This is a genomic window from Streptomyces sp. NPDC047981, from assembly GCF_040653315.1.
GTDB lineage: Bacteria > Actinomycetota > Actinomycetes > Streptomycetales > Streptomycetaceae > Streptomyces.
The window spans coordinates 65,093-87,272 of sequence record NZ_JBEZNQ010000021.1 but is presented as its reverse complement, the minus strand read 5'-3'; the positions used below and the strand labels follow the sequence as shown (position 1 = coordinate 87,272).

Sequence of the window (22,180 nt, the reverse complement as noted above, 5' to 3'; positions counted from 1 at the left end):
CGGACCAGTAGCCCGCACCGGCCCTTATCCGGCCCGCACCCCGCGCGGGGAGGCACCCAGTTCGCGTCGGCAGGCCTTGTTGAAGGCCTGCAGATCGTCGATGCCGACGGCCGCCGCCACCGCGGGGATCGACAGGGTCGATTCCCGCAGCAGGTGCCGTGCCCGCTCCATGCGCCGCTGCCGGATGTACGCCACGACGGTGGTGCCGGTCTCGGCGCGGAAGAGCCGCAGCAGGTGGTTGTGCGACACGCCCGCGGCCCGCGCCACCTCGGGGACGAGGAGCCGCTCCGCGAGATGCGACTCGATGTGGGCGACGGCGGCGGCGAGCGAGGCGTGCGGGCCCTTCTCGCGTCCCGCCGGCTCGGCGAGTTCGGCCAGCTCCCACAGCACGGACCAGACCTCCGCGTCGGCACGGCGCGGACTGCGCGGAGCCAGCGCGATGGCCCGCAGGAGCAGCTCGGAGAGATCCGGGGTCCGCGCACCGGCGTCCTGGACGACGGGCACGTCGGCCCTGTCGCCCGCGCCGGGCAGGCGCAGATGGGCGTACAGGTGCTCGGACCGCCCGCGGTAGCGGTAGCGCACCTCTGCTCCTGGCGGCACGAGGCTCACATGACCGGGCCTCACGACGTGCAGGACGCCGTCGACGACGAGTTCCGCGGTGTACCGGTAGAGGTGCAGCTGCCACAGGTCCGGAAGCCGGAAGACGTCGACCCGATTCGTCGTGCCGTGGACCCCCACACCGAGGCTCGCCACCTGCGGCGGCTCGTCCAGCGGTACGGCGACCGTCCGCCCGGTCCGGATCCAGAATCTCTCAGGCACGGCGAAAATCTACCAGTGGTTGCGGAGACGGGTCCGAGCCACGGGAGGCTCGGACCCCTACCCGTCCGGCGGGGTCAGCTGCCGGCGGCCGCGTACTCCTCCGCGAGGGAATCGGCCGCCTTCGCGCCGCCCTTCGCCTTGAACTCCTTGACCACGGCGTCCCACTCGGAGAGGCTTCGCTTCCCCGTGACGACGGCGTTGATCGCGTCCTCGCGCTGCTTGACCAGACCGCGCTCGCTGTTGGCCCAGGCGTTGGAGCGCAGTCCGTAGTGGACGCTCGGCACGCCGAGCGGGATCATCTCCTGCTGATAGGCGTGGTAGCGCCGGGTCGCCTCGGGCCGGTCGGCGAGGTACAGCGGCTGCGGCGGGCCGGCGATGAAGGTCAGCGGGAGGGTGGCCGGGCCGTCGCCGCCGTCGGCGGCAAGCTTGGTGACCACGGGGCCGCCGTCCTTGCCCCGGGTGAAGTGGGTTCCCTCCACTCCGTGGTTGACGAATTCGTACTCCTTCGTGCCGAACGGGGCGGCCAGGTAGTTCATCACCCGCAACAGCAGCTCGATGCGCTCCTTGGGCGCCTTCTTGAGCACGGTGTAGCCGTAGATGCCGGAGCCCAGCCAGTGCTTCGGGGAGGCCCCGTTGGCCGGCTTGAAAGGCCTGGCCAGATCGACGGTGAAGCCGTCCTTGACAGCGAGCACGGCACCCTTGAATCCGACGAAGGCGTTGGACTGCGCGTAGGTGGTGCCGTTGTAGAACTCCAGGCTGTACGCGCCGCCGTCCACGCTCAGGGCGTCGCGGCGGAACACGCCGGCCTTCTGCCAGGCGACCATCTGCTCCAGACCGGCCTTGAACTCGTCGGTCTCGATGTAGTTGACGAAGGCGCCGTCCTTGACCGACCAGATGTTGGGCGAACCGTGGTTGGCGATGTACGAGTTGAAGCCGAAGGCGCCGATCTGGGAGGCGCCGAGCCCGTACTTGCCCTTGACGCTGAGCTGCTTCAGGCCCTTGGTGAAGGAGTCGACGTCGAGGCCGCCGACCTCGGGCACCCAGATGCCCGCCTCCTTGAACTTGTCCTGGTTGGCGATGAGACCGTGCCCGATCAAGGGGCGTTCCACCGGGACGCCGTAGAGCCTGCCCCCGAACCGGCCGGCGGCCTTCCAGGCGTACGGCGGGATGTTGGCCAGGTTCGGGTACTCCTTGACGGCGTCGCCCGAGAGGTGCTCGGTGAGGTCGGCGCACTTGCTGAGGACGAACTGGGCTTCGTTCGGGGCGGCGACGACCTGGAGGATGTCCGGCATCTCGCCGCTGGCCATCAGGGTGGCGAGCTTGGTCTCGTACTCCATCGCGGGGACGACCGTGAGTTCCAGCTCGACGCCGAGCGCCGCCTCGACCGCCTGCCAGAACCTGTTCTTCTCCCGGGGCACCGGCGTGGAGCTCCACGACAGGAACCAGGCCGTGATCTTCCTGCCGTCGCCGGGCTTCTCCTCGACGGACTGCGCCAGTTCCGACGGGTAGGTGAGGTAGCCGGCCTGTACGCCCTGTTCGGTGCCCGCGAGGTCGGGCTTCGGGCCGGCGAACGGGACGTGCGTCGGGAAGGGCGCCAGGTCCTTGCCGCTGTTGCCGGCGTCGGTGCGGGCCGTGCCGGAGGTGGAACAGCCCGTCAGCGACACGCCGGTGGCGGTCAGGGCGGTGCCGATGCCGATGGTCTGCAGAACTCTTCTGCGCGATACGCCGGTGCTCGTGCGAGTGCTCGTGCTCATGAGGACGTCCCTTACTGAAGACCCCGAAGGCGGGGAGAGAGGTTTCGGGTGGTGCGGAGCCGCGGGGAGGTCAGCTCTTGATGGCGCCGGTGAGGACGCCCTTCGCGAAGTAGCGCTGGATGAAGGGGTAGACGCAGAGGACGGGCACGGTGGCCACCATCACGATCGCCATCTTGATCGTCTGGGGCGCCTGGACGAGCGTCTCGTCCACGGCCTGCGACTCGGCCAGGCCGTTGCCCTGGGTGACGTAGCCGCGCATGACCGTCTGCAGCGGCCACATCGCACTGTCGTCGAGGTAGATCACGCCTCGGAAGAAGTCGTTCCAGTAGCCGACGGCGTAGAAGAGACCGACGACGGCGATGACCGCCTTGGAGAGCGGGAGGACGATCCGGAAGAGCGTGCGGATCTCCCCGGCGCCGTCGAGCCGGGCGGCTTCGTACAGTTCCTCGGGGATCCCCTGGAAGAAGCCGCGCACGACGACGAGGTTGAAGGCGTTGATGAGGACGGGCAGGAAGAGCGCCCAGTAGGTGTTGCGCAGCCCGAGCGTGTGGACGACGAGGAAGCTCGGGATGATGCCGGGCGGGAAGAGGAAGGTGAAGAGGATGAGCAGCATGACCGGCTTGCCGCCGACGACACCGGGCCGGGCGAGCGCGTAGGCGAGGAACACGGTGCAGGCCAGGCTGAGCGCCGTTCCGACGAGCGCGACGCCCGCGGAGACGAGCATGGCGTGGGTGGTGTTCTCGTTGGCGAAGACCTTGGCGTACGCCTTCAGGGTCCACTCGTCGGGCCAGAAGGCCCAGCCCCCGTTGGCGACGATCTGCCGGTCCGGGGCGAAGCTGGTGGCCAGGACCGTCCAGAAGGGGACGAGGACCATGGCCACGGTCAGCGCCAGGGCGAGGATCTTGGCGACCCGGGTGACGGGTCGGGGCTTCTCCATCCAGGCCGGCCGCTGGTCGCCCCTGCCGGAGGTCCGGGCGGGCCGGACGGGCGTGCGGTCGTCGAGGTCCGTGCTCACCGGTACACCCCCTGCTCGCCCATGCGGTGGGCGATCTTGTTCGCGGCGAAGACGAGGACGGCGGCGATCACGCCCTTGAACAGGGCCGCCGCCGCGGCGACGCCCCACATGCCGTCGGTGACCGCGTGGTAGTAGACGTAGGTGTCGATGACCTCGGCCGTCTCCGGGCCGAAGACGTCGCGCTGCAGCAGGATCTGCTCGAAGCCGACGTTCAGGATCTCGCCGAGCCGAAGGATCAGCAGCAGCACGACGATCGGGCGGATCGCCGGAAGCGTGACGTGCCAGAAGCGGCGCCAGGGTCCGGCCCCGTCGATGGCCGCCGCTTCGTAGAGCGCCTCGTCCACGTTGTGCAGCGCGGCGAGGAAGATGATGGTGCCCCAGCCGCAGTCCTTCCAGATCAACTCGACGACCATGAGCGGCTGGAAGGCCGCCGGGTTGCCGAAGACGTCGATCAGATGGTCGCCGTCGTCCTCGCCGAGCAGGCCGTTGAGGAGTCCGTCGCCTCCGAGGACCTGGGTGAACAGCGCGACCACGATGACCCACGAGATGAAGTGGGGCAGGTAGACGACGCTCTGGACGAACCTGCGCACCCGACCGAGGCTGACGCTGTGCAGGAGCATGGCGAGGGCCAGCGGCAGCGGGAAGAAGAAGACGATCTGGAGGAACGACAGGGACAGGGTGTTGAAGGCGGCGGCCCAGAAGGCGCCGTCGCCGAAGAGCGCCTCGAAGTTCGCGAGGCCCACCCAGGGGCTGCCGTCGATGCCGAGGAACGGCACGTAGTCCTTGAAGGCGATGACGTTGCCGAACATCGCCCCGTAGTGGAAGACCAGGAAGTACAGCACGCCCGGAACCATGAGCGCGAGGAGGGCGCGGTCCCTGCGCAGCCGGTGCCGCAGGCCCCGGGGCCGTGGCCCCGCCGCTTTCGGAGGGCCGGCGGCGCGCGGCTGTCGGTGCGCCTCCCGGTCCTTGAGTGTCACGGACATGCAGCTCCCCTCTCCATTCCGCCGTCTCCAGGCCGAGGCGCGTCGGCCCGCAGCGCACACCTCTCCCTGCGAGAGAGGAATGGGCAGGGGTACGGACGCGGTCGAGCGGCGCGCGGCGCGCGCTCGCGTTCGGCTCCGGTGGGACGTGGGTTTCCGCCTGTCCCGGGCGGCTTGTGACGACAGCGCCCGGGCTTCATGACCAGCCCGGTGCGATGAGTCGAATACTGACCACCGAGACGATCGTAGTCAAGGGGGATCGATCCATCGATCACAATGATCGATCTTGACGATCGATTAATCGATCCCTAGGGTCACGCCATGACCGCCATGCTGCCGCACAGCCATCCGGCGCACGAGCGGACGGCGACGCCTCGCCGTCCTCGGCTCCTTCTCGCCATGGCCCCCGACCTGGCTCCCTCGTTGCTCGACGAACAGACCCTGAGCCGGCTCGCGCGGCTCGCCGAGGTCGACACCGGTCTGGTGACCGACGACTTCAGCCGCGCCGATGTCCTCAGCGCGCTGCGCGACACCGAGATCCTCCTCACCTCCTGGGGCTGCCCCGAGCTCGAGAGCTGGGTCCTCGACGCCGCCCCGCGCCTCAAGGCCGTGGTCCACGCCGCCGGTTCGGTCCGCGGACACATCACCGACGCCTGCTGGGACCGCGGCATCGCGGTGTCCTCCGCCGCGGCGGCCAACGCCCTTCCGGTGGCCGAGTTCACGGTGGCCGCCGTCCTCTTCTCCAACAAGCGCGTCCTGGAGGTCCGGGACGAGTACCGCCGGGTGCGCGGCGAGCAGGACTGGCGCGCCCGCTATCCCGACGTGGGCAACTTCCGGCGCACGGTCGGGATCGTGGGGGCCTCGCGGATCGGGCGCCGCGTCGCCGAACTGCTCGCCCCGTACTCCTTCGACCTCCTCGTCCACGACCCGTACCTGCCAGCGGAGGAGGCGGAGCGGCTCGGACTGCGCCCCGTCACCCTCGACGAGCTCTGCGCCGTCTCGGACGTCGTCACCCTGCACGCGCCGGAGAGTCCCGAGACCCGGCACATGATCGACCGGCGCCGGCTGGCTCTGATGCGGGACGGCACCACGTTCGTCAACACCTCGCGCGGTTCGCTCGTCGACCAGGAGGCCCTCACCGAGGAGCTGGCCACCGGCCGCATCAGGGCCGTGCTCGACACCACCGAGCCCGAGCACCTGCCCGCCGACTCCCCTCTCTACGACCTCTCCAACGTGCTGCTCACCCCGCACTTCGCGGGCTCGTTCGGCACGGAACTGCGCAGGATGACCGAACTGGCCCTGGCGGAGGTGGAGCGGTACGCGGCCGGGCTCCCGTTCGCCCATCCCGTACGGCGCGAGGACCTGGAGCGTTCCGCGTGACCATGCAGCCCTGGTTCACCGAGGCCAAACTCGGCGTCTTCGTCCACTGGGGGATCTACGCCGTGGACGGCGTCCCCGAGTCCTGGTCCTTCTTCGGCGGGGACATGTCCCGCGACGCGTACATGAAACAGCTCAAGGGCTTCACCGCCTCCCGCTACCGCCCCGAGGACTGGGCGCGCCTCTTCGTGCGGGCGGGGGCGAGGTACGCGGTGCTCACCACCAAGCACCATGACGGCGTCGCCCTCTGGGACACGGCGCGCACGGACCTGTCCGTCGCCGCCCGCAGTCCCGCGGCGCGCGACCTGGTCGGCCCGTTCACCGAGGCGCTGCGCCATCACGGCCTACGGGTCGGGCTCTACTTCTCCCACTCCGACTGGAGCCACCCGGACTACCCGACCGTCCGGCCGTCCGTCCTCCAGCGCCCCTGGGTGGACAACCGCTTCGCGATGCCCGCGCCCGGCCGGGAGGAACCCGAGCGCTGGGAACGCTTCCTCGAACAGGTGCACAGGGGGCAGATCCGGGAACTCCTCTCGCGCTACCGGCCCGACCTGCTGTGGTTCGACGGCGCCTGGGAACGGGACGAACGCCAGTGGCGGATGAAGGAGCTGCGCGAGGAGATCCTCCGGCTCCGGCCGCGAACCGTGCTCAACGGCCGGATGCTCGGCCACGGGGACTACGCGACCCCGGAGCTCGGCGTGCCGATCGTCCCGCCGGAGGGCCCCTGGGAGCTGTGCTACACGATCGGCGACGCCTGGGGCCACCAGCCCGGGGACACGGCGCACAAGTCGGTGCCCGAACTCGTCCGGGTGTTCGCCGAGACCGTCGGCCACGGCGGCAATCTGCTCCTCAACACCGGTCCCCGGGAGGACGGCACGATCCCGCCCGATCACGCCGAACGCCTCGAGGGCCTGGGGCAGTGGATCCGCCGCAACAGCGAGGCCGTCCACACGACGGACCGCGGTCTGCCCTACGGACACCACTACGGCCCCTCGATGCTCGCCCGCGACCGCCGCACCCTGTTCCTGGTCTGCTTCGACCCGCCGCGCGGCTTCGTCGAGGTGCGGGGCCTGCGGAACGCCGTCCGGCGGATCGCCGTGCTCGGTACGGGGGAAGAGCTGGGCCACCGCGTGGTCGGGGGCTTCCCGTCCCACCGGGTTCCCGGAGTCGTACGCATCGACGCCCCGACCCTCTGCGACCCGCACGCCACGGTCCTCGCCCTCGAACTCGACGGCGAGATCGAGCTCTACCGCGGGCAGGGCGCGGGCTGACCGCCCGAGAGCCGCCCGACTCACCGAGAGCCCGCCCAGGCGGCGATCCGGCGATCCGGCCGGCTCTCGGTGAGTCGGCCGGTCCGGGGCAGCGCGGTCAGCCGAGGGTGACCGTGATCCGTTGGGTCGCGCCCGCCTTCGCCGAGGTGTCCACCCGGAGCCTCAGGGTGGAGCCGGTGGCGAGGACGGTGACGGAGGGGTCCTGGGAGACCACGCCGGTCACCGCGCGGTTCCAGGTGATGTCGAGGCTGCCGACCGTCTGCGTCGGGTTGGCGACGCAGACGGTGGCCGTCGTGCCGCTCTCACGGACCATGACCGAGGCGGCCCCGGTGGCCGTGAGGGTCCCGACGGTGCCGCTGCCGTAGAAGTTGACGCCCGTGAAGCCCAGCGAGGGGACGCGGATGCCTTGGTGGTTGCCGGTGTTGGCGAGCACGCTGAGCCAGCCGGTGTCGGCGGAGCGGGCCGCGGTGGCCGTGCTGTCGGCACCCGGCATCAGGATGTAGGCGTAGCCGGCGCCCGTCGGGTCGGTGCCGTGGTCGAACCAGAGCGTCATATAGCGGCGGGTGAAGGGGGTCGTCGAGCCGGAGAGCCCGTTGATGTCGCTCCAGGCTCCGGTGCGTTCCTGCCGGAGCGCCTTGACGGTGGCGCCGCCGGGGAAGACGTACCCGCCCATGCCGCCGAGCGAGGCCCAGCGGGCGCCCGTCAGGGTGGCCGACCAACCCTGGGTGGCCGGCATGGCGGCACCGTCGACCGTGAGGGTGTGCGTGCCGGTCGCGCCGAGGTTGCGGTTCTCCACGATCGACTCGACGCCCGTGCCGTCGGCGCAGCCGATGCCGGCGCCGAGGCAGACGACCGCGTCGTCGAGGAAGAACCAGGACTTGCGGCCGGCCAGGGTGGACTGGAGGCCGCGGATGTCCATGCCGAGTGCGGCGTACGTTCCGTCGCTCGTGCCGCCGGCCCAGGTCGAGGACGGTCGGGGGGCGCCGAAGTCCCCGCCGGCGCCGTCGGCGAGCGGCTTCTTCGAGACGGTGGTGCCGGGGAGCCGGCACGGGTCGACGGTGGGCCAGAAGGCGTCGCTGAACTGGCCGAGGGTGGAGTCCTTCCACCAGGAGAGCATGCCGGAGCCGGTGTGCCAGCCCCGCTTGTTCTCCAGGTTCCCGAAGGCGTAGAAGGCGACGCGGGTGGACGACATCGACAGGCAGGCGGCCCAGTTCGGGCGGCGGTGGGTGGCCCGGTCCATCGAGCCGAAGACGCGGTGGCCGACGGGTTCGGCGACGGCGGTCAGCGTGGTGTCATCGCGCGCCGACTTCAGCCGGGAGAGCGATGCGATCTCCAGGGACGGGTTCGTCTCCAGGGTGAGGTAGTAGTCGCGCTGGAGCCAGCCCTTGACCATGCCGCGCCAGCGGGTCCGCTCGGTGGCGCTCGCGCCCATGGCGAGCACCAGGAGGGATGCCATGACGCCCTGCCCCCGGGCGTGGTCGCCGCCGGCGAAGCCGTTGGTGGCCCCGGCGGAGAGGCCCCGGCTCACGGCCCGTCCGCTCACCGCGTCCATGAGCAGGCCGTGGTAGACGAAGGGGGCGAAGGAGCGCTCGACGGAGTCGAGCATGAGCTGCTTGTTCGGGTCGGTGATGTCCCAGGAGGAACCGCCGAGCAGGGCGAAGAGCCAGGCGAGGCCGCTGAGCAGGACGGCGCCGTACGAACCCGTGTAGGGCGTGTGACTGTGCTGGATGAACGAGCCGTCACGGTAGAAGCCGTCGCCCGAGGTGACGTACGGGAAGACCGGGGAGAGCCCGTCGCGGGCGCGGGCGATCTTCGCGGAGTTCTTGCCGATGACTCCGCGCACGGCGACGACCTTGCAGAAGTCGACGCGGTTGGCGCTCTCGCTGTGTGGGGCGCCCACGTCGAGCTGGCTGTCGGGCACGAAGTGGTCGACGGCCGCGCAGAAGGCGGTGATCTGCGCGGCGGAGAGGCTGTCGTACATCAGCACGCAGGTGTCGAGGAGCGCGCTCGGGGCGCCGATCTGGGCGTTCCACCACCAGTTGGTGCTGGGCAGGGTGAACGAGGCGTGGTAGACGCCGTCGTGGACGTGCTGCAGCCCGGCGACGACGTCGGCGGCGAGTGAGACGTCGCCGGTCAGTCCGGTGCCTGGCTGCGCGTGGGCGAGTGCCATGGTCCTGAGCCGGTTGTAGGTGGCGGTGACCGGGTCGCCCGCGAAGGAGGCGTAGGGCAGGTCGGGCCAGAGCGAGGAGCTGGACGGAGCCATCGCGTCGCGGAACGAGGCGGCCTTGGTGCCCAGCTCGGTCAACCGGTCGGCGAAGAGCGGGTCGCTCGCGCTGAAGCCCGTACCGAGCAGGAGTTCGCGCGCCCTCAGGCGGAGCGTGTCGTAGGCGTCGGCCGCGAGGGCCGGAGGCGCCCCGATGAAGCCGATCGCGAGACCGGTGCCCATCGCGGCGGACAGAAAGGTACGGCGGGACCATGACGGCGTTGTCATGCGGGGGCCTCCGGCGGTGTGCGGTGCGGCGGACGGGAGGTTTCGGAGCTTCTTCAGCGCGTCTTCAGCGCGTTGAAATGGTGACGACCGCTCCGATCGGAGTCAATGGAAAGGATCGTATTTCCGATCTTTCGATCAGAGTGATCGATATAGACTGCCCGGAGCCGGCCGGCACTCCCGTGCGCGTGACCGCGTAGCCACCAGGAGATTGGTCGGGCCTCTTGTGGTCAACTCCGGGGATCAGCACGCTCAATCAGGGCATTACTCGCCCAACGAGCCTGAATCATCGGACCACTTGCCGTTCGCCGTCTTGACCTGGTTCTCGCGGCGCCCCTAGCCTCGCCGCCACGTAATCGATAGCGCGACGTTCGGAGCAGCGATGTCCCCAGCCCTCCCGTCCCGTCTCGGTCGCGCCGCCGTTGTCGGCGCGGCGGTCGCAGGGACGCTCGCCGTGCCGGTTCCCGCGCCGGCCCACGCCGAGGCCTCCCACGCCGAGACCGCCACGAACCCGGTCGTCAACGGCGACTTCGAGCAGGTCGCGGCCGACGGCACGATCGTCGGCTGGCCGCAGAACGAGACGCGCGCGAGTGGCCGCGCCCAGATCCTCGAGGGCGCGGGCCCCGACGGCAGCCGGGCGCTCGCCCTCGACCTCGGGAACGCGGACGACAAGGCGGCGATCGGCCAGGACGTCCCGATCCCCGACACCGGCACGTTCCGCGCGTACCGCATCACCTTCGACGAGCGTGCGATCGACCTGCGCGGCTACGGCGGTGATCTGTGGGCCCGCGGTTTCGGCCACGACGCCCTCGTCGGCCGTGTCTCCGGCGATACGCGCTGGCGCAGAGCGAGTGCCGTCGTCCTGGCCCGCCCGGGCGCCCCGACCGTCAATCTGCTGCTCGCCCTGGAGCGGAGCACCGGCCGTCTGCTCGTCGACAACGTCCGTGTGGAGCGCGTGGCGGGCGATGTCGTGGGCGCCAACGTCCAGCCCACCGGAGCCGTCCAGCTCACCTGGAACTTCGGCACGCTCGCCCAGCCCCCGGCCTCGTACGAGGTCCACCGCTCCCCCGACCCCCGCTTCACGCCGGGGCCGAAGTCCCTGATCCGCGCGGTGCCGGCAGCGTGGACGGCCGAGGACGGCTCGGGCCGTCCCGGCAAGCGGTACACGTACAAGGTCGTCGCCCTGGCCGCCGACGGCACGCGCCTCGCGACGACCGGCGCCGAGACCGTGACCCTGCCCTCCCGCTTCCTCGACGAGCAGCGGACGGACGTGCTGACCGCGACCGCGACCGGGCCCGCGACCGGCCAGGGAGCCCGCCTGGCATGGCGGTCGAAGGCGGGCGGCGGGACTCCGTTGACGCTGTACGCGGGCGGCCCGGAGGTGGCCGAGGGCAGGCTCACCGGGGCGCGCAAGCTCCGCACGTGCGGCGCGGACTGCGCGACGACCGGCGCGCTCACGCTGTCGGCCGAGGACCTCGGGGGCGCGACCGGGTTCGCTCTCGCCGGGCGCCACGGCGAGGTCCTCGCCACCGCCAGCCTCGGCAGCCTCGCGCACCCGAGGATGGGTGTCACGGCTGAGCGGCTCACGGCGATCCGCGCCGCGATCCAGCGGAGCGGCACGCCCAGGTCGACGTACGACAGTCTGGTGAGCCGGGTCGCCAAGGGGCTCGCCGGCTACAACTACCGTCCGGGCGAGGCGCAGGCGGCGCTGGCGCATGACGCCGCCCTCCTGTACCAGGTCACGCTGGACCCGGCGTACGCGGCGATCGCCCATCAGGCGGTCGTCGAGTCCGGGCGGACCATGCCGTTCGTCAACGGCACCGCCCACGCCGGGGCCGCCGCTCTGGAGACCGCCAACGCCGCCACTCCCCTGGCCACCGCCTACGACTGGGCGTACCAGGCGTGGACGGACGAGCAGCGGGCCGAGGCCCAGCAGGTGCTCCAGCGGGTCGCCGCCTATCTGGAGGTCGCTTACCACCCGAACTTCGCCCTGCCGACCAAGCAGAGCAACTGGACCGCCGTCGTGCGGGGCGCCGAGCTGACGCTCCGTCTCGCGGTGCGCGGCGACGGGCCGTTCGACCTGCAGGAGGAGCGGATCCCCCAGCTGGTCGACGACCTCGGCCGGCACCTGGACACGGCGTACGCGGACAGCGGCTGGGACCAGGAGGGGCTCGACTACTTCGGCTACGGTCTCGGGGTCGGGGCGCCGGGAGTCACCGGCTCGCTCGACGCGGGCATCGGCGCGCTGAAGGAGAGGTGGCAGCGGCCTGCGTTCGCCAACCTGCTGCTGCACGGGGTGTCCGCGCAGCAGGACAGGGCGCGGCTCCAGTGGGGCGTCGCCACGACCACCGGCGCCGTACCGATACCCGGCCTGGTCTTCACCCAGGTGCCGGCCGATCAGCGTGCGGCCTGGCTCTGGCAGTACGAGCGCACGGTCGGCGCCGGGGGCGGTACGTACGGGCTGCTCCACTACCCGTACGGGGTGGCTCCGCAGGACCCCGACGAGGGTCCCGAGGACGTCCGGGCCGCGCTGCTCGACGACCAGGTCGGCTCGTACCTCTTCCGGAGCCGGTACCACGACAAGGACGACGTCCTGGTCGGGGTGCAGAACCGCAACGAACAGCACATCGGCTGGGGCGGTGCGGACACCTTCGCGCTGTCGCTCGTCGGCCAGGACGTGACGTGGGCGCAGCAGCCCGCGAAGAACACCGCGAAGACGGAGCTGTTCTCGAAGCCGCTCGTCGACGGCCGGCCGGAGCCCCTCGCGGGCCTGGGGCGGACGCTGGAGTCGCGGGCGTACGCGGGTCAGGGCGGCGGGTTCGTCTCGCTGGACGGCAGCGGGAACTACGGCCTCGGCACGGCCCGGCGGGACATCGCGGTGGACCTGCGTCCGGTCGGCGGGGCCGACTCCGTCGTCGCGGTCCACGACACCTTCGCCGACACCGCCGCGCACACGTACGCCTGGCAGCTCTCCCCGGAGGCGGGTACGTCGATCACGTTCGGCGAGGTCGAGTCCGGGACGACGACGTTCCTCTTCAGAAAGGGCGACGGCTGGCTCAAGGGGTGGATCCTCGACACCGACGGCGCGGAACTTTCCGTGGACAAGGGCGCGTTCAGAGTGACGCGGAGCGGCACGGAGGTGGACTTCCGTATCGTTCTCGCGGTCGGCAGCGGCACCACGGTGCCCACGGCCTTCGCGGAGGGCGGCAGGCTGGTGCTCGGCGAGGCGGAGTTCGACCTGGACGACCTGAGGGGCCACCTCCCGGCCGCGTCGAGTGCGCGGACGGGTGCAGCCACGCGGGTCCGGTAGCGCGGGGCGCCTCACGCTCTGTCGGAAGGGCTCATGGGGCACTACGATCCCCGACGTGCAGCAAGCGCTTTCTATGGACCCGAGTAGGGAGAACGTCGGATGTCGCCTGTCACTCTTGCCGTCGTCGGCGCCGGAGACCGCGGGACCGGTCACGCGGCCTGGGCCCTCGCCCACCCCGAGCGGGCGAAGGTCGTCGCGGTGGCCGAGCCGCGCCCGACGCGGCGGCAGCGGTTCGCGGACGCGCACAAGCTCGATCCCGCGGCGGCGGTGGACGACTGGCGGGTCCTTGCCGCGCGTGGACGGATCGCCGACGCGGTGCTGATCTGCACCCTCGACCGCGACCATCTCGAACCGGTCCTCGCCTTCGCCGCGCTCGGCTACCACATCATGCTGGAGAAGCCGATGGCGCTGACCGAGGACGAGTGCCGCGGGATCGTCGACGCGGTGGAGAACGCGGGAGTCACCCTGGCCGTGGGCCACGTCCTGCGCTACACCCCCTACACCCGGGCCCTGAAGGACTTGCTCGACTCCGGGAGGATCGGGGACCTGGTCAGCGTCCAGCACCTGGAGCCTGTCGGATTCTGGCACCAGGCCCACTCCTTCGTGCGGGGCAACTGGCGCCGCGAGGACGAGGCGACCTCCATGCTGATGGCCAAGTCCTGCCACGACCTGGACTGGCTCCAGTACGTGCTCGGCGCACCCCCGGTCCGTGTCTCCAGTTTCGGCCGGCTCTCCCACTTCCGCGCCGCGAACCGGCCCGCGGGCGCGGCCGACCGGTGCCTGGACTGCTCGGTGGAGGCCGACTGCCCGTACTCCGCCAAGCGCGACTACGGCGACCGCCTCGCCCAGGGCGGCCACGGCTGGCCGCTGAGCGTGGTGGTCGACGAGTTCACGCCCGAGGCGCTGGAGACGGCCCTGCGGGAGGGCCCGTACGGGCGGTGCGTCTACGGCTGCGACAACGACGTGGTCGACCACCAGGTCGTGGCCATGGAGTTCGCCTCCGGCGCGACGGCCACGTTCACCATGACGGCCTTCACCGAACAGGCGGACCGGCAGACCCGGATCTTCGGCACGCGCGGCGAACTCCACGGCGACGGGAGGACGTTGCGGGTGTACGACTTCCTGACCCGCACCGAGGAGACCATCGACGTGTTCGGTGAGGGGTCGATGGACGCCGGAGGCGGTCACGGCGGCGGTGACGCGGGGCTGATGGACGCCTTCGTCGCGGCCGTCGCGACGGGCGACCCCGCTCTGGTGAAGTCGGGCCCGCAGGAGTCCCTCACCAGCCATCTCACCGTCCTCGCGGCCGAGCGTGCGCGCCTCGGCGGCACCGTCGAGACGGTGCACCGCCCGGCACCCGCCGCCACGGGCCCGGCCGTGCCGTGACCGGTTCGCCGGACGACGCCGACGGGGGCAGGCGGTTCCCGTAGCGCCTGCGCGGGTTCGTCCCACGCAGGCGCGGGCGCAGGCCCGGCGGGGGCGGGTGCGGGGCACGGATGCGGCGCCCGGCACCTGGGCGCCGCCGCCTGCCGCTCGGGCGGAAATGGCTGGTCCGAGGGCCACGGGGGCTCGTAGCATGCGGCCATGGCCGAGGAAGTGGCGGAAGAAGTCGCCGAAGAAGTGGCGGAGCGTGTGGCCGGGGAGCAGTCGGCGGCAGGGGACGCGGAAACGCCCCGTCAGGTGTGCTGGCGGGGCAGGGGTGTCGCCTTCGCGCCGCTCGACGTCGACGACGCGGAGTTGATCCACCTCTGGCGGGCCGACCCCGTGGCCGCGCACGAGATCGGCATGTGGCCGCGTGCCCTCTCCGCCGTACGCGACCGGATCGAGCGCGACCGCGACGAGCACGATCGTGACGACTTCCTCGTCCTGCTCCCCGACGGCACGCCGATCGGCCACATCGCCCTGTTCGACCAGGACCTGGTCGACGGCACCGCCGAGATCCTGCTGATGCTCGACCCCGATCACCGGGGCCGGGGCCTTGGGACGGCCGCCGTGGACGCGCTCGTGGACCTCGCCTTCGGCGAGCTGCCCATGCACCGCGTGCAGGCCGTCACGCACACCACCAACACCGCGGCGCTCGACGTCCTGGCGAGGGCCGGATTCGTCCAGGAGGGAGTACGACGCTCCGCCTGTCTGCACCGGGGCCGACGCTACGACGTCGCGGTCCTCGCCCTGCTCCGGGACGAGTGGCAGGAGTTCACCCGGTCCCGTTCCTGGGACGTACCGCACGCGGGCGGGTGACCGTGTTCGACCTCAGCAGACCCAGGTCCCCCTGGGTGGTGTTCGGCCCGCGGGGCGCCGCCGAGATCGAGGAGCAGGTGGCGGCGCTGGAGGCGGCCGGCGGCAGGTCGTACCACCTCCAGGCCCGGGACTTCACCGACATGGTGAGCACCTGCGACGCCTTCGCGGCCGCCCTCGGCTTCCCCGGCTACTTCGGCCGGAACTGGGACGCGTTGGTCGACTGCCTCGACGACCTGCACGGGCACCACACCGGCGGCGTGGGAATCGTCGTCGTCGTCCACGGCGCCGACCTCCTGCTCGACTCCGCGGACCTGAAGGTCCTGCTGGCCTCGCTCTGCCTGGCGGCGGACCGCGCCAACACGGAGGTCGATCCCGACGGTTGTCCGCGGGACGTTCCCGTGGTGATCGAACACTTCGTCTTCCTGCTGGACCAGGTGGCGGCCGAGCGTTTCGCCGTGCGGATCGAGGATCCGGACCTGGTGGTGGAGACGGGCGCCGGCTTTCTCACCGTGACCCTGAACCTCGCGGTCTGGCGGCCCTGACGGGAGCAGGCCCTGACGGCCCAGGCCCCCACCGGTGTCCGGCCCTTGACCCGCGTCAGGCCGCCGACCCGCGTCAGCCTGGAGTGCGCAGCCCGGCAAGGAGCCGGTCGAGTGCCGCCTCCACGGACCGCGGATCCCCACCCCTCGCGATCCAGAGCGCGCCCTCGTTCATCGCGCCCGAGAGGAGCCGGGCCAGGGCCTCCACCGGCTGATCGGCGATGACCCCGGCCTCGGCGAGCGCTGCGAGGGCTTCGGCGAGGTGTCGGGCGGACGACTCCTCGTCGAGGGCCCGCCACTCGTCCCAGCCCAGCACCGTGGGCGCGTCGACGAGCAGGATCCGCCGGACCGCCGGGTCCGTGCCGGCTGCGAGGAAGGCCCGGCAGCCGGCCCGGAGTTGCTCCCAGAGGTCCTCGTACCGCTCGGCCTCGGTCGCGACCCGCTCTCCCAGTTCCTGCTGGACCTCGGCGACGACGGCCCGGAAGAGGCCCGCCTTGCTGTCGAAGTGGTGGTAGGCGGCGCCCTTGGTGACCCCGGCGGCCCGTGCCACCTCGGCCAGTACCACGTGGTGGTACCCGTCGGCCGCGAACCGCCGCCTGCCTTCGGCCAGCAGCGCCTGCCGCGTGGCCGCGCGTTGCTCCGCCCGGTTGACCGCCATCGTGCGCACCGCCCTTTCGCTTTCGCGTACCGAAGGTATGCTAGTCCACATGGTTCACATACCCTGGGTATGTGAAGGAGATCTGGAGGGTTCTGCCATGACCAAGCTCAGCGGCTTCTACCCGGTGCTCGCGACCCAGGACGTGGGAGCGGCACGCGACTTCTACACCCGTCACTTCGGGTTCGAGGTGACCTTCGAGGCGGACTGGTACGTGAGTCTGCGCCGCCCCGACGCACCTCAGTACGAGTTGGCCCTGCTGCAGCACGCCCACCCGACCGTCCCCGAAGGCCATCGGGTCGCGCTGCGGGGCGGGCTGCTCCTGAACTTCGAGGTGGACGACGTGGACGCCGAGCATCGGCGGCTCGTGACGGAGGCCGGCCTTCCCGAGGTGCTGCCCCTGCGGACCGAGGAGTTCGGCCAGCGGCACTTCATCCTCGCCGCCCCTGACGGCGTGCTGATCGACGTCATCACCGTCGTCCCGCCCAGCGAGGAGTACGCCGCCCAGTACACCGGCTCCTGACGCGCGATGGCCGACGACCGAGCCGGGTCGGGTCGGGTCGGGTCGGGTCGATCAGCTGCCCGTCCTGGCGACGAGGCGCCTGAAGTCGATCACGCCGCAGCAGGTGCCGTCGGCGGTGAGGACGTTGGCCGGATGCAGGTCGCCGTGGAGCCACACCGCCGGGCCCGCCCAGGCGGGCGCGGCGACGGCGTCCTCCCTCACCGCACGGACGCCGTCCGGGTCGGCGGGCCGTCCGAGCTCCGCTTCGTGTTGACCGGGTGGAGTATGGCGGATCGATTCTTCAGGTGGATCTCGCCCGCGCCGTCCGGAGAGGTGCCCGGAGGCGGCGCCGGGCCCGTACACAGGTGCCGTGGATGACCCCTTCTGCCTCGCAGCGCTACTCGCCCTTCCCTCAGGGGACGACCCGCCCGCGCCCCCGCTCCCGCTCCCGTCACCGTCGCCGGAGATCTCGTGCCCGGTCCAGGATCGCGGCGGCGTGCCGTTGCCGCTGGTGGGGCCGCAGGCGGCGGACGAGTTCGGCGAGGGCCTGGTCCACCTGGCGGGAGTGGAGGTGGGGGTAGTGGTCGAGGAAGCTGCTCCAGTGGCCGCAGGCCACGTCCAAGTGACCGATTCTCAGGAAGGATTCGGCGAGCCGGGCCTGGGTGAGGGCGACGGGCCGGTGATCGCCGGGTGGCCGGTGTGCGAGGGCTGACCGCAGGGCCGCTCTGCCTTCGGACTCGTCCCCGAGTGCCTGGAAGACCTCGGCCCGCTGGTAGTGGAGACCTGAGCGCGGATACGCGGTGAAGGGAGCGCCTTCATGGACCGCGCGTTCGTGCAGCCGGGCCGCGTCCGCCAGGTCGGCGAGCGCGTCCCCGCGCTCGCCGCGATGGGCCGAGGTGAGCGCCCGCTGGGCCAGCAGATAGCTGCGGACGGTCGGATCAGCCTCGTCTCCATGGACGGTGAGCGCGGCGTGTGCCAGGACGTCCGCGTGCCGGCGGTGCAGCAGCCTGAGCGCCTGCGAGCTCATGGCCCGCAGTGTGATGGCGTACTGACGGCGGTCCCCCACCTCCCGGGCCAGGGACAGGGCCGACGAGAAGTAGCGCTGCGCCAGCCCGTCGTGTCCCGCGTCCGCGGTCATGACCGCGAGCAGATGCACCAGTTGGGCGACCGCGACCCGTGCTTCGCCGGACAGCCGGTCCGGCCCGGTGGCGCCCAGGACGCGTCCGGCGTCGTCACCGATGTAGGCGGCGAGTGCGCTGCGCGCGTGCGCGCCGCCGTGACCGCGGCTCAGCACCGCGTACACCCGTGCCATCTCCCGCAGCAGCCGCACGTCCTCGGGAAGGACACGGCGGACGACGCCGCTCGCCGCGGACGGTGGTGGCGCGCCGGGCGTGCGGCCGCCCGGAAGGGGCGGAGCCGTCGGGGTGTATCCGGAGCGGGTCAGAGCGGCGCGCTGCTCGGGAAGCGCCTCCGCCCGGCACAGGGCGATGAGACCGAGCGCCGCCGAGGCTGCCCCGGCGCCGGGATCGAGCACCGGTTCCCCCGGACGTGCGTCTGCCGCAAGACCGGTCTCCGCCGAGAGGACCAGGCGGCCGACTCGCCGGCTGAAGGCGGCGGCGACCAGATCGGGAACCGGTGGGCGGGGCCGGGACCCCGTGAGCCAGTGGGCCACCGACGTACGGTCGTAGCGCAGGCGCAGGCCCTGGGCCGCGCCCAGGGCGTTGACGGCTCGTGCCAGCTCTCCCCCGGTCCAGTCGGCCTCACCGAGCAGCGCGGCGAGCAGTCCGTTGGCCTCACGACGTGCCACGCACCCTCCCTCCGGCCGCCGGCGGGTACCCACAGGGCTCTTGCCCGTATCACCCGGCACTGATGTCGGGGATGGCGTACAGCTCACGGAGCCGTTCCCGGCTGCCGGGGTAGCGGTCCGTCAGGTGGCGGACGCTGTCCAGGTTGCCGTTGGTCTGGCGCCGGATCAGTTCGACGCGGTCGCGCAGTCGCGGCTCTGTCCGGCCGTGCTCGGCCAGGAGCCGGGTCGCGCGCGTGGCGAACCGCTCGACGTCCTGGCGGTACTCCTCCACCAGGTGCCGGACGGCCGCGTCGCGCGAGCCGAGGGTCGGTTCGAGGAGCAGCACCGAGTTGATGTCGACGACGTGGGCGTCGTCAGCGCGTCGTGCCGCGTCGCGGTCGAGAGAGCCCAGGTCGTTGGCGAGCACGACCATGTGGGCCGACAGTTCGGGCAGTCCGCTCAGGTCCAGCGCCTCCTCGACGTGGGCGGGGAGGTGGAGGCCGAGGGCGGTGGTCCAGCACTCCAGGAAGAGGGGCACCAGGATCGTGTGCCGCCGGTACGGCCAGTAGGTCGCGAGGGTCAGTTCCTCCGGGTCGAGCGACTGCTCGTCCCGGGCTCGCGACGCCCAGGTGCGGAACGTCTCCTCCAGTCGCCCTGTCGGGATCCCCTTCCGGTGCAGGGTCCCCAGGATGGCGCGGGCGCAGGCGACTCCCTCGTTCGGCTCGTCGGCGGCTCCCGTCGTGAGGAACCGTACGAGTGCCTCGTTCTCGGCCAGCGTCACGTCCTCCACCAGGAACACGAACAGGACGAGGAGGCCGCCGGCGTCCACCTCGTGGCCGTCGAGGCCGGTCGTCGGGCGGGGCGGGGCGCAGTACGCGTCGTACGTGGCGGCCAGATAGGCCCCTCGTTCGTGGTAGCTCCTGCCCCGGGCGCAGGTGCAGTGCCGCAGCGACCAGGCGAGCAGCTTCTGCGCGGTACGGCGGTGGGGTTCGTCGAGGTACTCCGGCCGAGCGGCTGCCGCGGCGGTCATGGTCTCGCCCCTTGCAGGGCGCGTACGGCGAAGACGGTCGTCAGGTGCGGTGAGCCGAACCAGAGCGGTACCCGCCCCATCCGGAAGTAGCCGTGGGCGGGCCACGATCCGTCCTCCCGCTGCCGCGCGGCGAGTTCCTCGCGCCACGCGGGCGGGGAGCCGAGTCCGATGTCGTCCGCGGCGATCGTCAGGAGCGCGAGATCGAGCGCGCTTTCCGGTTCGACGTGGTTCAGGGCGGCGGCGAGCGGGGCCGACAGCGCGTCCGCGCACCGCGCGCACCGTCGGCACACGCGGGCGGCGGCGTGCAGGAAGGCCGCGGGAGACGGGTAGTAGCGGGTGCCCGTCCGGTAGTCGCCGGAGGTCAGATGGTGGCGGAGATACGCGAGGGTGGCGAGGGAGGCATCGGGGTGACCGGTCACGAGGTGAAGGGTGGCCAGCACGTTCGCGCAGGCGACCGCGTCGTGTTTGCGGCCGCGGGGCGGGGCGTCGGGTTCCGTCGTGTCGTCCCAGTACACGAGGAAGACGCCCTCGTGGAGCGGGCCGTTCGGCGTCCCGCTCCCGAGGCCGACGGCGGACCGGAGAAGGTCCTGGACCGTTGCCAGGAAGCGGCTTTCGGGCATGAGTCCGTGCTCGAGGAGGGCGCCTGCCGCGACAGCCGTGCAGTCCGTGTCGGCGGCGAAGGCCGGAACTGCGGGAAAGAACGCGAAGCGGTTCCCCCGGCGCGCCCCCTCCACCTGCCGGGCCACGTCCCCCAGGAACCGTCGCTCGGCCGGGGCCGTCGCGCGCGGGAGCACGGACAGCGCGAGCATCGCGGAGAACGCCTCGTCGCCCAGGGCGAACCCGGGGACCGTGGCGTCCCGCTCGCGCAGCAGCCGGGGCGCGGCGGCGGGCGGCGCGATCTCCGCGAGGAGAGGGTCGAAGGAGGGGTCGCAGGAGCACAGTGCGGCGGGCATGCCGTTCGGGGAGGCGGAGAGGAAGGCCCACCCCCGGGCGGCGGAGGAGAGGATGTCACGGTGGGGGTGTCGCAGCATGAGGGGCCCCGGGTTCGCGGCGGGGGCGGGTGTTGTTCGTTATATGCCGCGCGCTCCCCCGGGTGGAAGGTGCCCGGTGGGGTCTGGTCGTTGAACGTGTTGAATAGGATCCCGCCATGTCGTTGATCTCGACCACCGCCGCCCGGCTCGCCGCAGCCGTCGACGGCCGACGCCGTGACGGAGTCACGCTGGTCGCGGTCGACGGGATGGGCGGATCGGGCAAGTCGTCCTTGGCGGCGGCCCTGGCGGAGTCGTACGGTGCCGCCGTGGTCCACGGCGACGACCACGGTCCGATCGACTGGGAGTCGCGCTGGCGTCTCGCCGAGGAGCACTACCTGGCGGCGACCCGTCCCCGGGAGCGAGCCGATGTGGTGGTCCCCGGGCACTGAACCAGAGCCTGTTGCGCCAGTGGATCAGGAGTCGTGGTCGGCTCGGTCGTCCGGGCCGGTCGGTGGCGCCGGGTGGATGTCGTGGGTGAGCGGGCACGGGCCGGTGTGCGCCAGGGTGATCCGTTGCCAGCCGCTGGGGAACGTGACGTCGGTGAGGGCGAGGAGTCGGCCGCGCTGGTCGTGCAGGTGGCGGCGGATGGCCAGTTCGGGTGAGGACGGAGTGGCGGATTTCGGTTCGGGGCGCGTCACGGTGACCGCTTCCGTGAGGGTCGGGCGGAGCCCGGAGCGAGTGAGCCAGTGGTGGAGCAGTCGCAGGTCGGGGTCGATGACCGGTAACCGCGTGACGTACCGGCCGAGTTCGGGGATCTCCAGGGCGGCCGCCGGCGCGAAGTGGGTGACGGACTCGTGTGTCAGCCGTCCGGACGCGTCGACGCCACGCTGGTGGTAGGTCAGCGCCGGGCGGGTGCGCAGGATGCCCAGGGCGTCGGCCACGGCCGGCGGGACCGGCGCGCTGAAGAGGCGGCCTTCGTGGCCGGTGTCGGCGGTTGCCATGGGAAACGCGGGGCCGGCTCCGTCCGCGCCCGCGGGTCCCGGGCGCTCGACGGGCGGCGCGCCGACGGGCGGGACGCTGCCGTTCACGTAGGTGCCGCGGCGGTCCGTCACCACGATTCCCCGTTGCCGAAGCCACTGGAGGGCGGCCCGAACGGTCTGTCTGTTGACGGCGAACGTCTCGGCGAGCGCGCGCTCGGCGGGGAGTCTGGTGTGGACGGGCATGTGGCCCTGCGCGATCTCCCGCTCAAGGTGCGCGGCGATGCGCAGGTATGCGGGGGTGGGTGCGGGCCGGTGGTGGAGTGGGCGGGACACGACAGCGTCACCTCACGGAATGTGATGGTCCGGGCGCGGTGCGGCATCAAGCTAGCATTGGTCTACACCTTTGAGTCAAACCCTCTGCGCCCCACCCCGAGAGCGCCCTGGGAGTGCCCCGAGAGCTCC

The 22,180-nt window shown here is 71.8% G+C and carries 18 protein-coding genes and 1 pseudogene; 8 read left to right on the top strand and 11 right to left on the bottom strand.

The genetic code is table 11. From position 1 onward, the window contains the following. Positions 1-24 precede the first annotated feature (24 nt). The 4 genes from AB0E14_RS15390 to AB0E14_RS15375 form a co-directional block, all read right to left on the bottom strand. On the bottom strand, positions 25-819 hold the full coding sequence (locus AB0E14_RS15390; RefSeq protein WP_362416798.1) for a helix-turn-helix transcriptional regulator: 795 nt from the start codon (positions 817-819) through the stop codon (positions 25-27). 74 nt (positions 820-893) lie between these two features. Then, on the bottom strand, positions 894-2,573 hold the full coding sequence (locus AB0E14_RS15385; protein ID WP_362416795.1) for an extracellular solute-binding protein: 1,680 nt from the start codon (positions 2,571-2,573) through the stop codon (positions 894-896). Positions 2,574-2,643: 70 nt separating this feature from the next. Then, complete coding sequence (locus tag AB0E14_RS15380) at positions 2,644-3,510, bottom strand: carbohydrate ABC transporter permease (RefSeq protein WP_362416867.1); 867 nt, start codon at positions 3,508-3,510, stop codon at positions 2,644-2,646. A gap of 74 nt (positions 3,511-3,584) precedes the next feature. Continuing rightward, entirely contained in the window at positions 3,585-4,442 is an 858-nt protein-coding gene (locus AB0E14_RS15375; protein WP_362416864.1) for an ABC transporter permease subunit, read from the bottom strand. A gap of 525 nt (positions 4,443-4,967) precedes the next feature. Between AB0E14_RS15375 and AB0E14_RS15370 the strand changes: the two genes are divergently transcribed. Further along, entirely contained in the window at positions 4,968-5,948 is a 981-nt protein-coding gene (locus AB0E14_RS15370) for a hydroxyacid dehydrogenase (RefSeq protein ID WP_362416860.1), read from the top strand. Next, positions 5,945-7,216 carry an alpha-L-fucosidase gene (locus tag AB0E14_RS15365; protein WP_362416792.1) on the top strand — a complete coding sequence of 424 codons (1,272 nt, stop codon included), beginning with the start codon at positions 5,945-5,947 and terminating at the stop codon, positions 7,214-7,216. Before AB0E14_RS15370 ends, AB0E14_RS15365 begins: the two co-directional genes overlap by 4 nt. A gap of 97 nt (positions 7,217-7,313) precedes the next feature. Here AB0E14_RS15365 and AB0E14_RS15360 read toward each other — a convergent pair whose 3' ends face one another. Next, a complete protein-coding gene (locus tag AB0E14_RS15360; RefSeq protein WP_362416789.1) occupies positions 7,314-9,707 on the bottom strand; it encodes a polysaccharide lyase 8 family protein in 2,394 nt (797 codons plus the stop codon). 379 nt (positions 9,708-10,086) lie between these two features. Between AB0E14_RS15360 and AB0E14_RS15355 the strand changes: the two genes are divergently transcribed. The 4 genes from AB0E14_RS15355 to AB0E14_RS15340 all read left to right on the top strand — a co-directional run bounded on the left by AB0E14_RS15355 (position 10,087) and on the right by AB0E14_RS15340 (position 15,797). Next, a complete protein-coding gene (locus AB0E14_RS15355) occupies positions 10,087-13,014 on the top strand; it encodes a hypothetical protein (RefSeq protein ID WP_362416786.1) in 2,928 nt (975 codons plus the stop codon). Between the two features lie 99 nt (positions 13,015-13,113). Further along, positions 13,114-14,400 (top strand): Gfo/Idh/MocA family oxidoreductase, encoded by a 1,287-nt coding sequence (locus tag AB0E14_RS15350; protein WP_362416783.1) that lies wholly within the window; start codon positions 13,114-13,116, stop codon positions 14,398-14,400. A 198-nt stretch (positions 14,401-14,598) separates the two neighbouring features. After that, positions 14,599-15,255 (top strand): GNAT family protein, encoded by a 657-nt coding sequence (locus AB0E14_RS15345; protein WP_362416780.1) that lies wholly within the window; start codon positions 14,599-14,601, stop codon positions 15,253-15,255. 35 nt (positions 15,256-15,290) lie between these two features. Continuing rightward, positions 15,291-15,797 (top strand): barstar family protein, encoded by a 507-nt coding sequence (locus AB0E14_RS15340; RefSeq protein ID WP_362416777.1) that lies wholly within the window; start codon positions 15,291-15,293, stop codon positions 15,795-15,797. Between the two features lie 73 nt (positions 15,798-15,870). Here AB0E14_RS15340 and AB0E14_RS15335 read toward each other — a convergent pair whose 3' ends face one another. Then, positions 15,871-16,452 carry a TetR/AcrR family transcriptional regulator gene (locus AB0E14_RS15335; protein WP_362416774.1) on the bottom strand — a complete coding sequence of 194 codons (582 nt, stop codon included), beginning with the start codon at positions 16,450-16,452 and terminating at the stop codon, positions 15,871-15,873. A 97-nt stretch (positions 16,453-16,549) separates the two neighbouring features. On the opposite strand from AB0E14_RS15335, the gene AB0E14_RS15330 reads away from it, so the two are divergent. Next, on the top strand, positions 16,550-16,972 hold the full coding sequence (locus AB0E14_RS15330; protein ID WP_362416771.1) for a VOC family protein: 423 nt from the start codon (positions 16,550-16,552) through the stop codon (positions 16,970-16,972). A gap of 81 nt (positions 16,973-17,053) precedes the next feature. Here the strand turns inward: AB0E14_RS15330 and AB0E14_RS15325 are convergent. The 4 genes and pseudogenes from AB0E14_RS15325 to AB0E14_RS15310 all read right to left on the bottom strand — a co-directional run. Beyond that, a pseudogene (locus tag AB0E14_RS15325) lies at positions 17,054-17,194 on the bottom strand (phosphotransferase); the annotation flags it as partial. 208 nt (positions 17,195-17,402) lie between these two features. Further along, entirely contained in the window at positions 17,403-18,758 is a 1,356-nt protein-coding gene (locus AB0E14_RS15320) for a hypothetical protein (RefSeq protein ID WP_362416768.1), read from the bottom strand. A gap of 49 nt (positions 18,759-18,807) precedes the next feature. Beyond that, on the bottom strand, positions 18,808-19,767 hold the full coding sequence (locus AB0E14_RS15315) for a terpene synthase family protein (protein ID WP_362416765.1): 960 nt from the start codon (positions 19,765-19,767) through the stop codon (positions 18,808-18,810). Continuing rightward, positions 19,764-20,798: a hypothetical protein gene (locus AB0E14_RS15310; RefSeq protein WP_362416762.1), complete on the bottom strand. Its 1,035-nt coding sequence runs from the start codon at positions 20,796-20,798 to the stop codon at positions 19,764-19,766. The genes AB0E14_RS15315 and AB0E14_RS15310 overlap by 4 nt, the downstream gene beginning before the upstream one ends. Positions 20,799-20,914: 116 nt before the next feature. Between AB0E14_RS15310 and AB0E14_RS15305 the strand changes: the two genes are divergently transcribed. Beyond that, a complete protein-coding gene (locus tag AB0E14_RS15305; RefSeq protein ID WP_362416759.1) occupies positions 20,915-21,187 on the top strand; it encodes a hypothetical protein in 273 nt (90 codons plus the stop codon). 24 nt (positions 21,188-21,211) lie between these two features. Here AB0E14_RS15305 and AB0E14_RS15300 read toward each other — a convergent pair whose 3' ends face one another. After that, the gene (locus AB0E14_RS15300; protein WP_362416756.1) at positions 21,212-22,051 is read right to left on the bottom strand and encodes a GntR family transcriptional regulator; all 840 of its coding nucleotides are present in this window, start codon (positions 22,049-22,051) and stop codon (positions 21,212-21,214) included. Positions 22,052-22,180 lie beyond the last annotated feature (129 nt).

Bases quoted from the DNA above. Each gene is read 5' to 3' on its own strand.
- AB0E14_RS15385 (WP_362416795.1), bottom strand. From the start codon at position 2,573: ATGAGCACGAGCACTCGCACGAGCACCGGCGTATCGCGCAGAAGAGTT.
- AB0E14_RS15380 (WP_362416867.1), bottom strand. From the start codon at position 3,510: ATGGAGAAGCCCCGACCCGTCACCCGGGTCGCCAAGATCCTCGCCCTG.
- AB0E14_RS15375 (WP_362416864.1), bottom strand. From the start codon at position 4,442: ATGGTTCCGGGCGTGCTGTACTTCCTGGTCTTCCACTACGGGGCGATG.
- AB0E14_RS15370 (WP_362416860.1), top strand. From the start codon at position 4,968: ATGGCCCCCGACCTGGCTCCCTCGTTGCTCGACGAACAGACCCTGAGC.
- AB0E14_RS15360 (WP_362416789.1), bottom strand. From the start codon at position 9,707: ATGACAACGCCGTCATGGTCCCGCCGTACCTTTCTGTCCGCCGCGATG.
- AB0E14_RS15355 (WP_362416786.1), top strand. From the start codon at position 10,087: ATGTCCCCAGCCCTCCCGTCCCGTCTCGGTCGCGCCGCCGTTGTCGGC.
- AB0E14_RS15350 (WP_362416783.1), top strand. From the start codon at position 13,114: ATGTCGCCTGTCACTCTTGCCGTCGTCGGCGCCGGAGACCGCGGGACC.
- AB0E14_RS15345 (WP_362416780.1), top strand. From the start codon at position 14,599: ATGGCCGAGGAAGTGGCGGAAGAAGTCGCCGAAGAAGTGGCGGAGCGT.
- AB0E14_RS15335 (WP_362416774.1), bottom strand. From the start codon at position 16,452: ATGGCGGTCAACCGGGCGGAGCAACGCGCGGCCACGCGGCAGGCGCTG.
- AB0E14_RS15330 (WP_362416771.1), top strand. From the start codon at position 16,550: ATGACCAAGCTCAGCGGCTTCTACCCGGTGCTCGCGACCCAGGACGTG.
- AB0E14_RS15315 (WP_362416765.1), bottom strand. From the start codon at position 19,767: ATGACCGCCGCGGCAGCCGCTCGGCCGGAGTACCTCGACGAACCCCAC.
- AB0E14_RS15310 (WP_362416762.1), bottom strand. From the start codon at position 20,798: ATGCTGCGACACCCCCACCGTGACATCCTCTCCTCCGCCGCCCGGGGG.
- AB0E14_RS15305 (WP_362416759.1), top strand. From the start codon at position 20,915: ATGTCGTTGATCTCGACCACCGCCGCCCGGCTCGCCGCAGCCGTCGAC.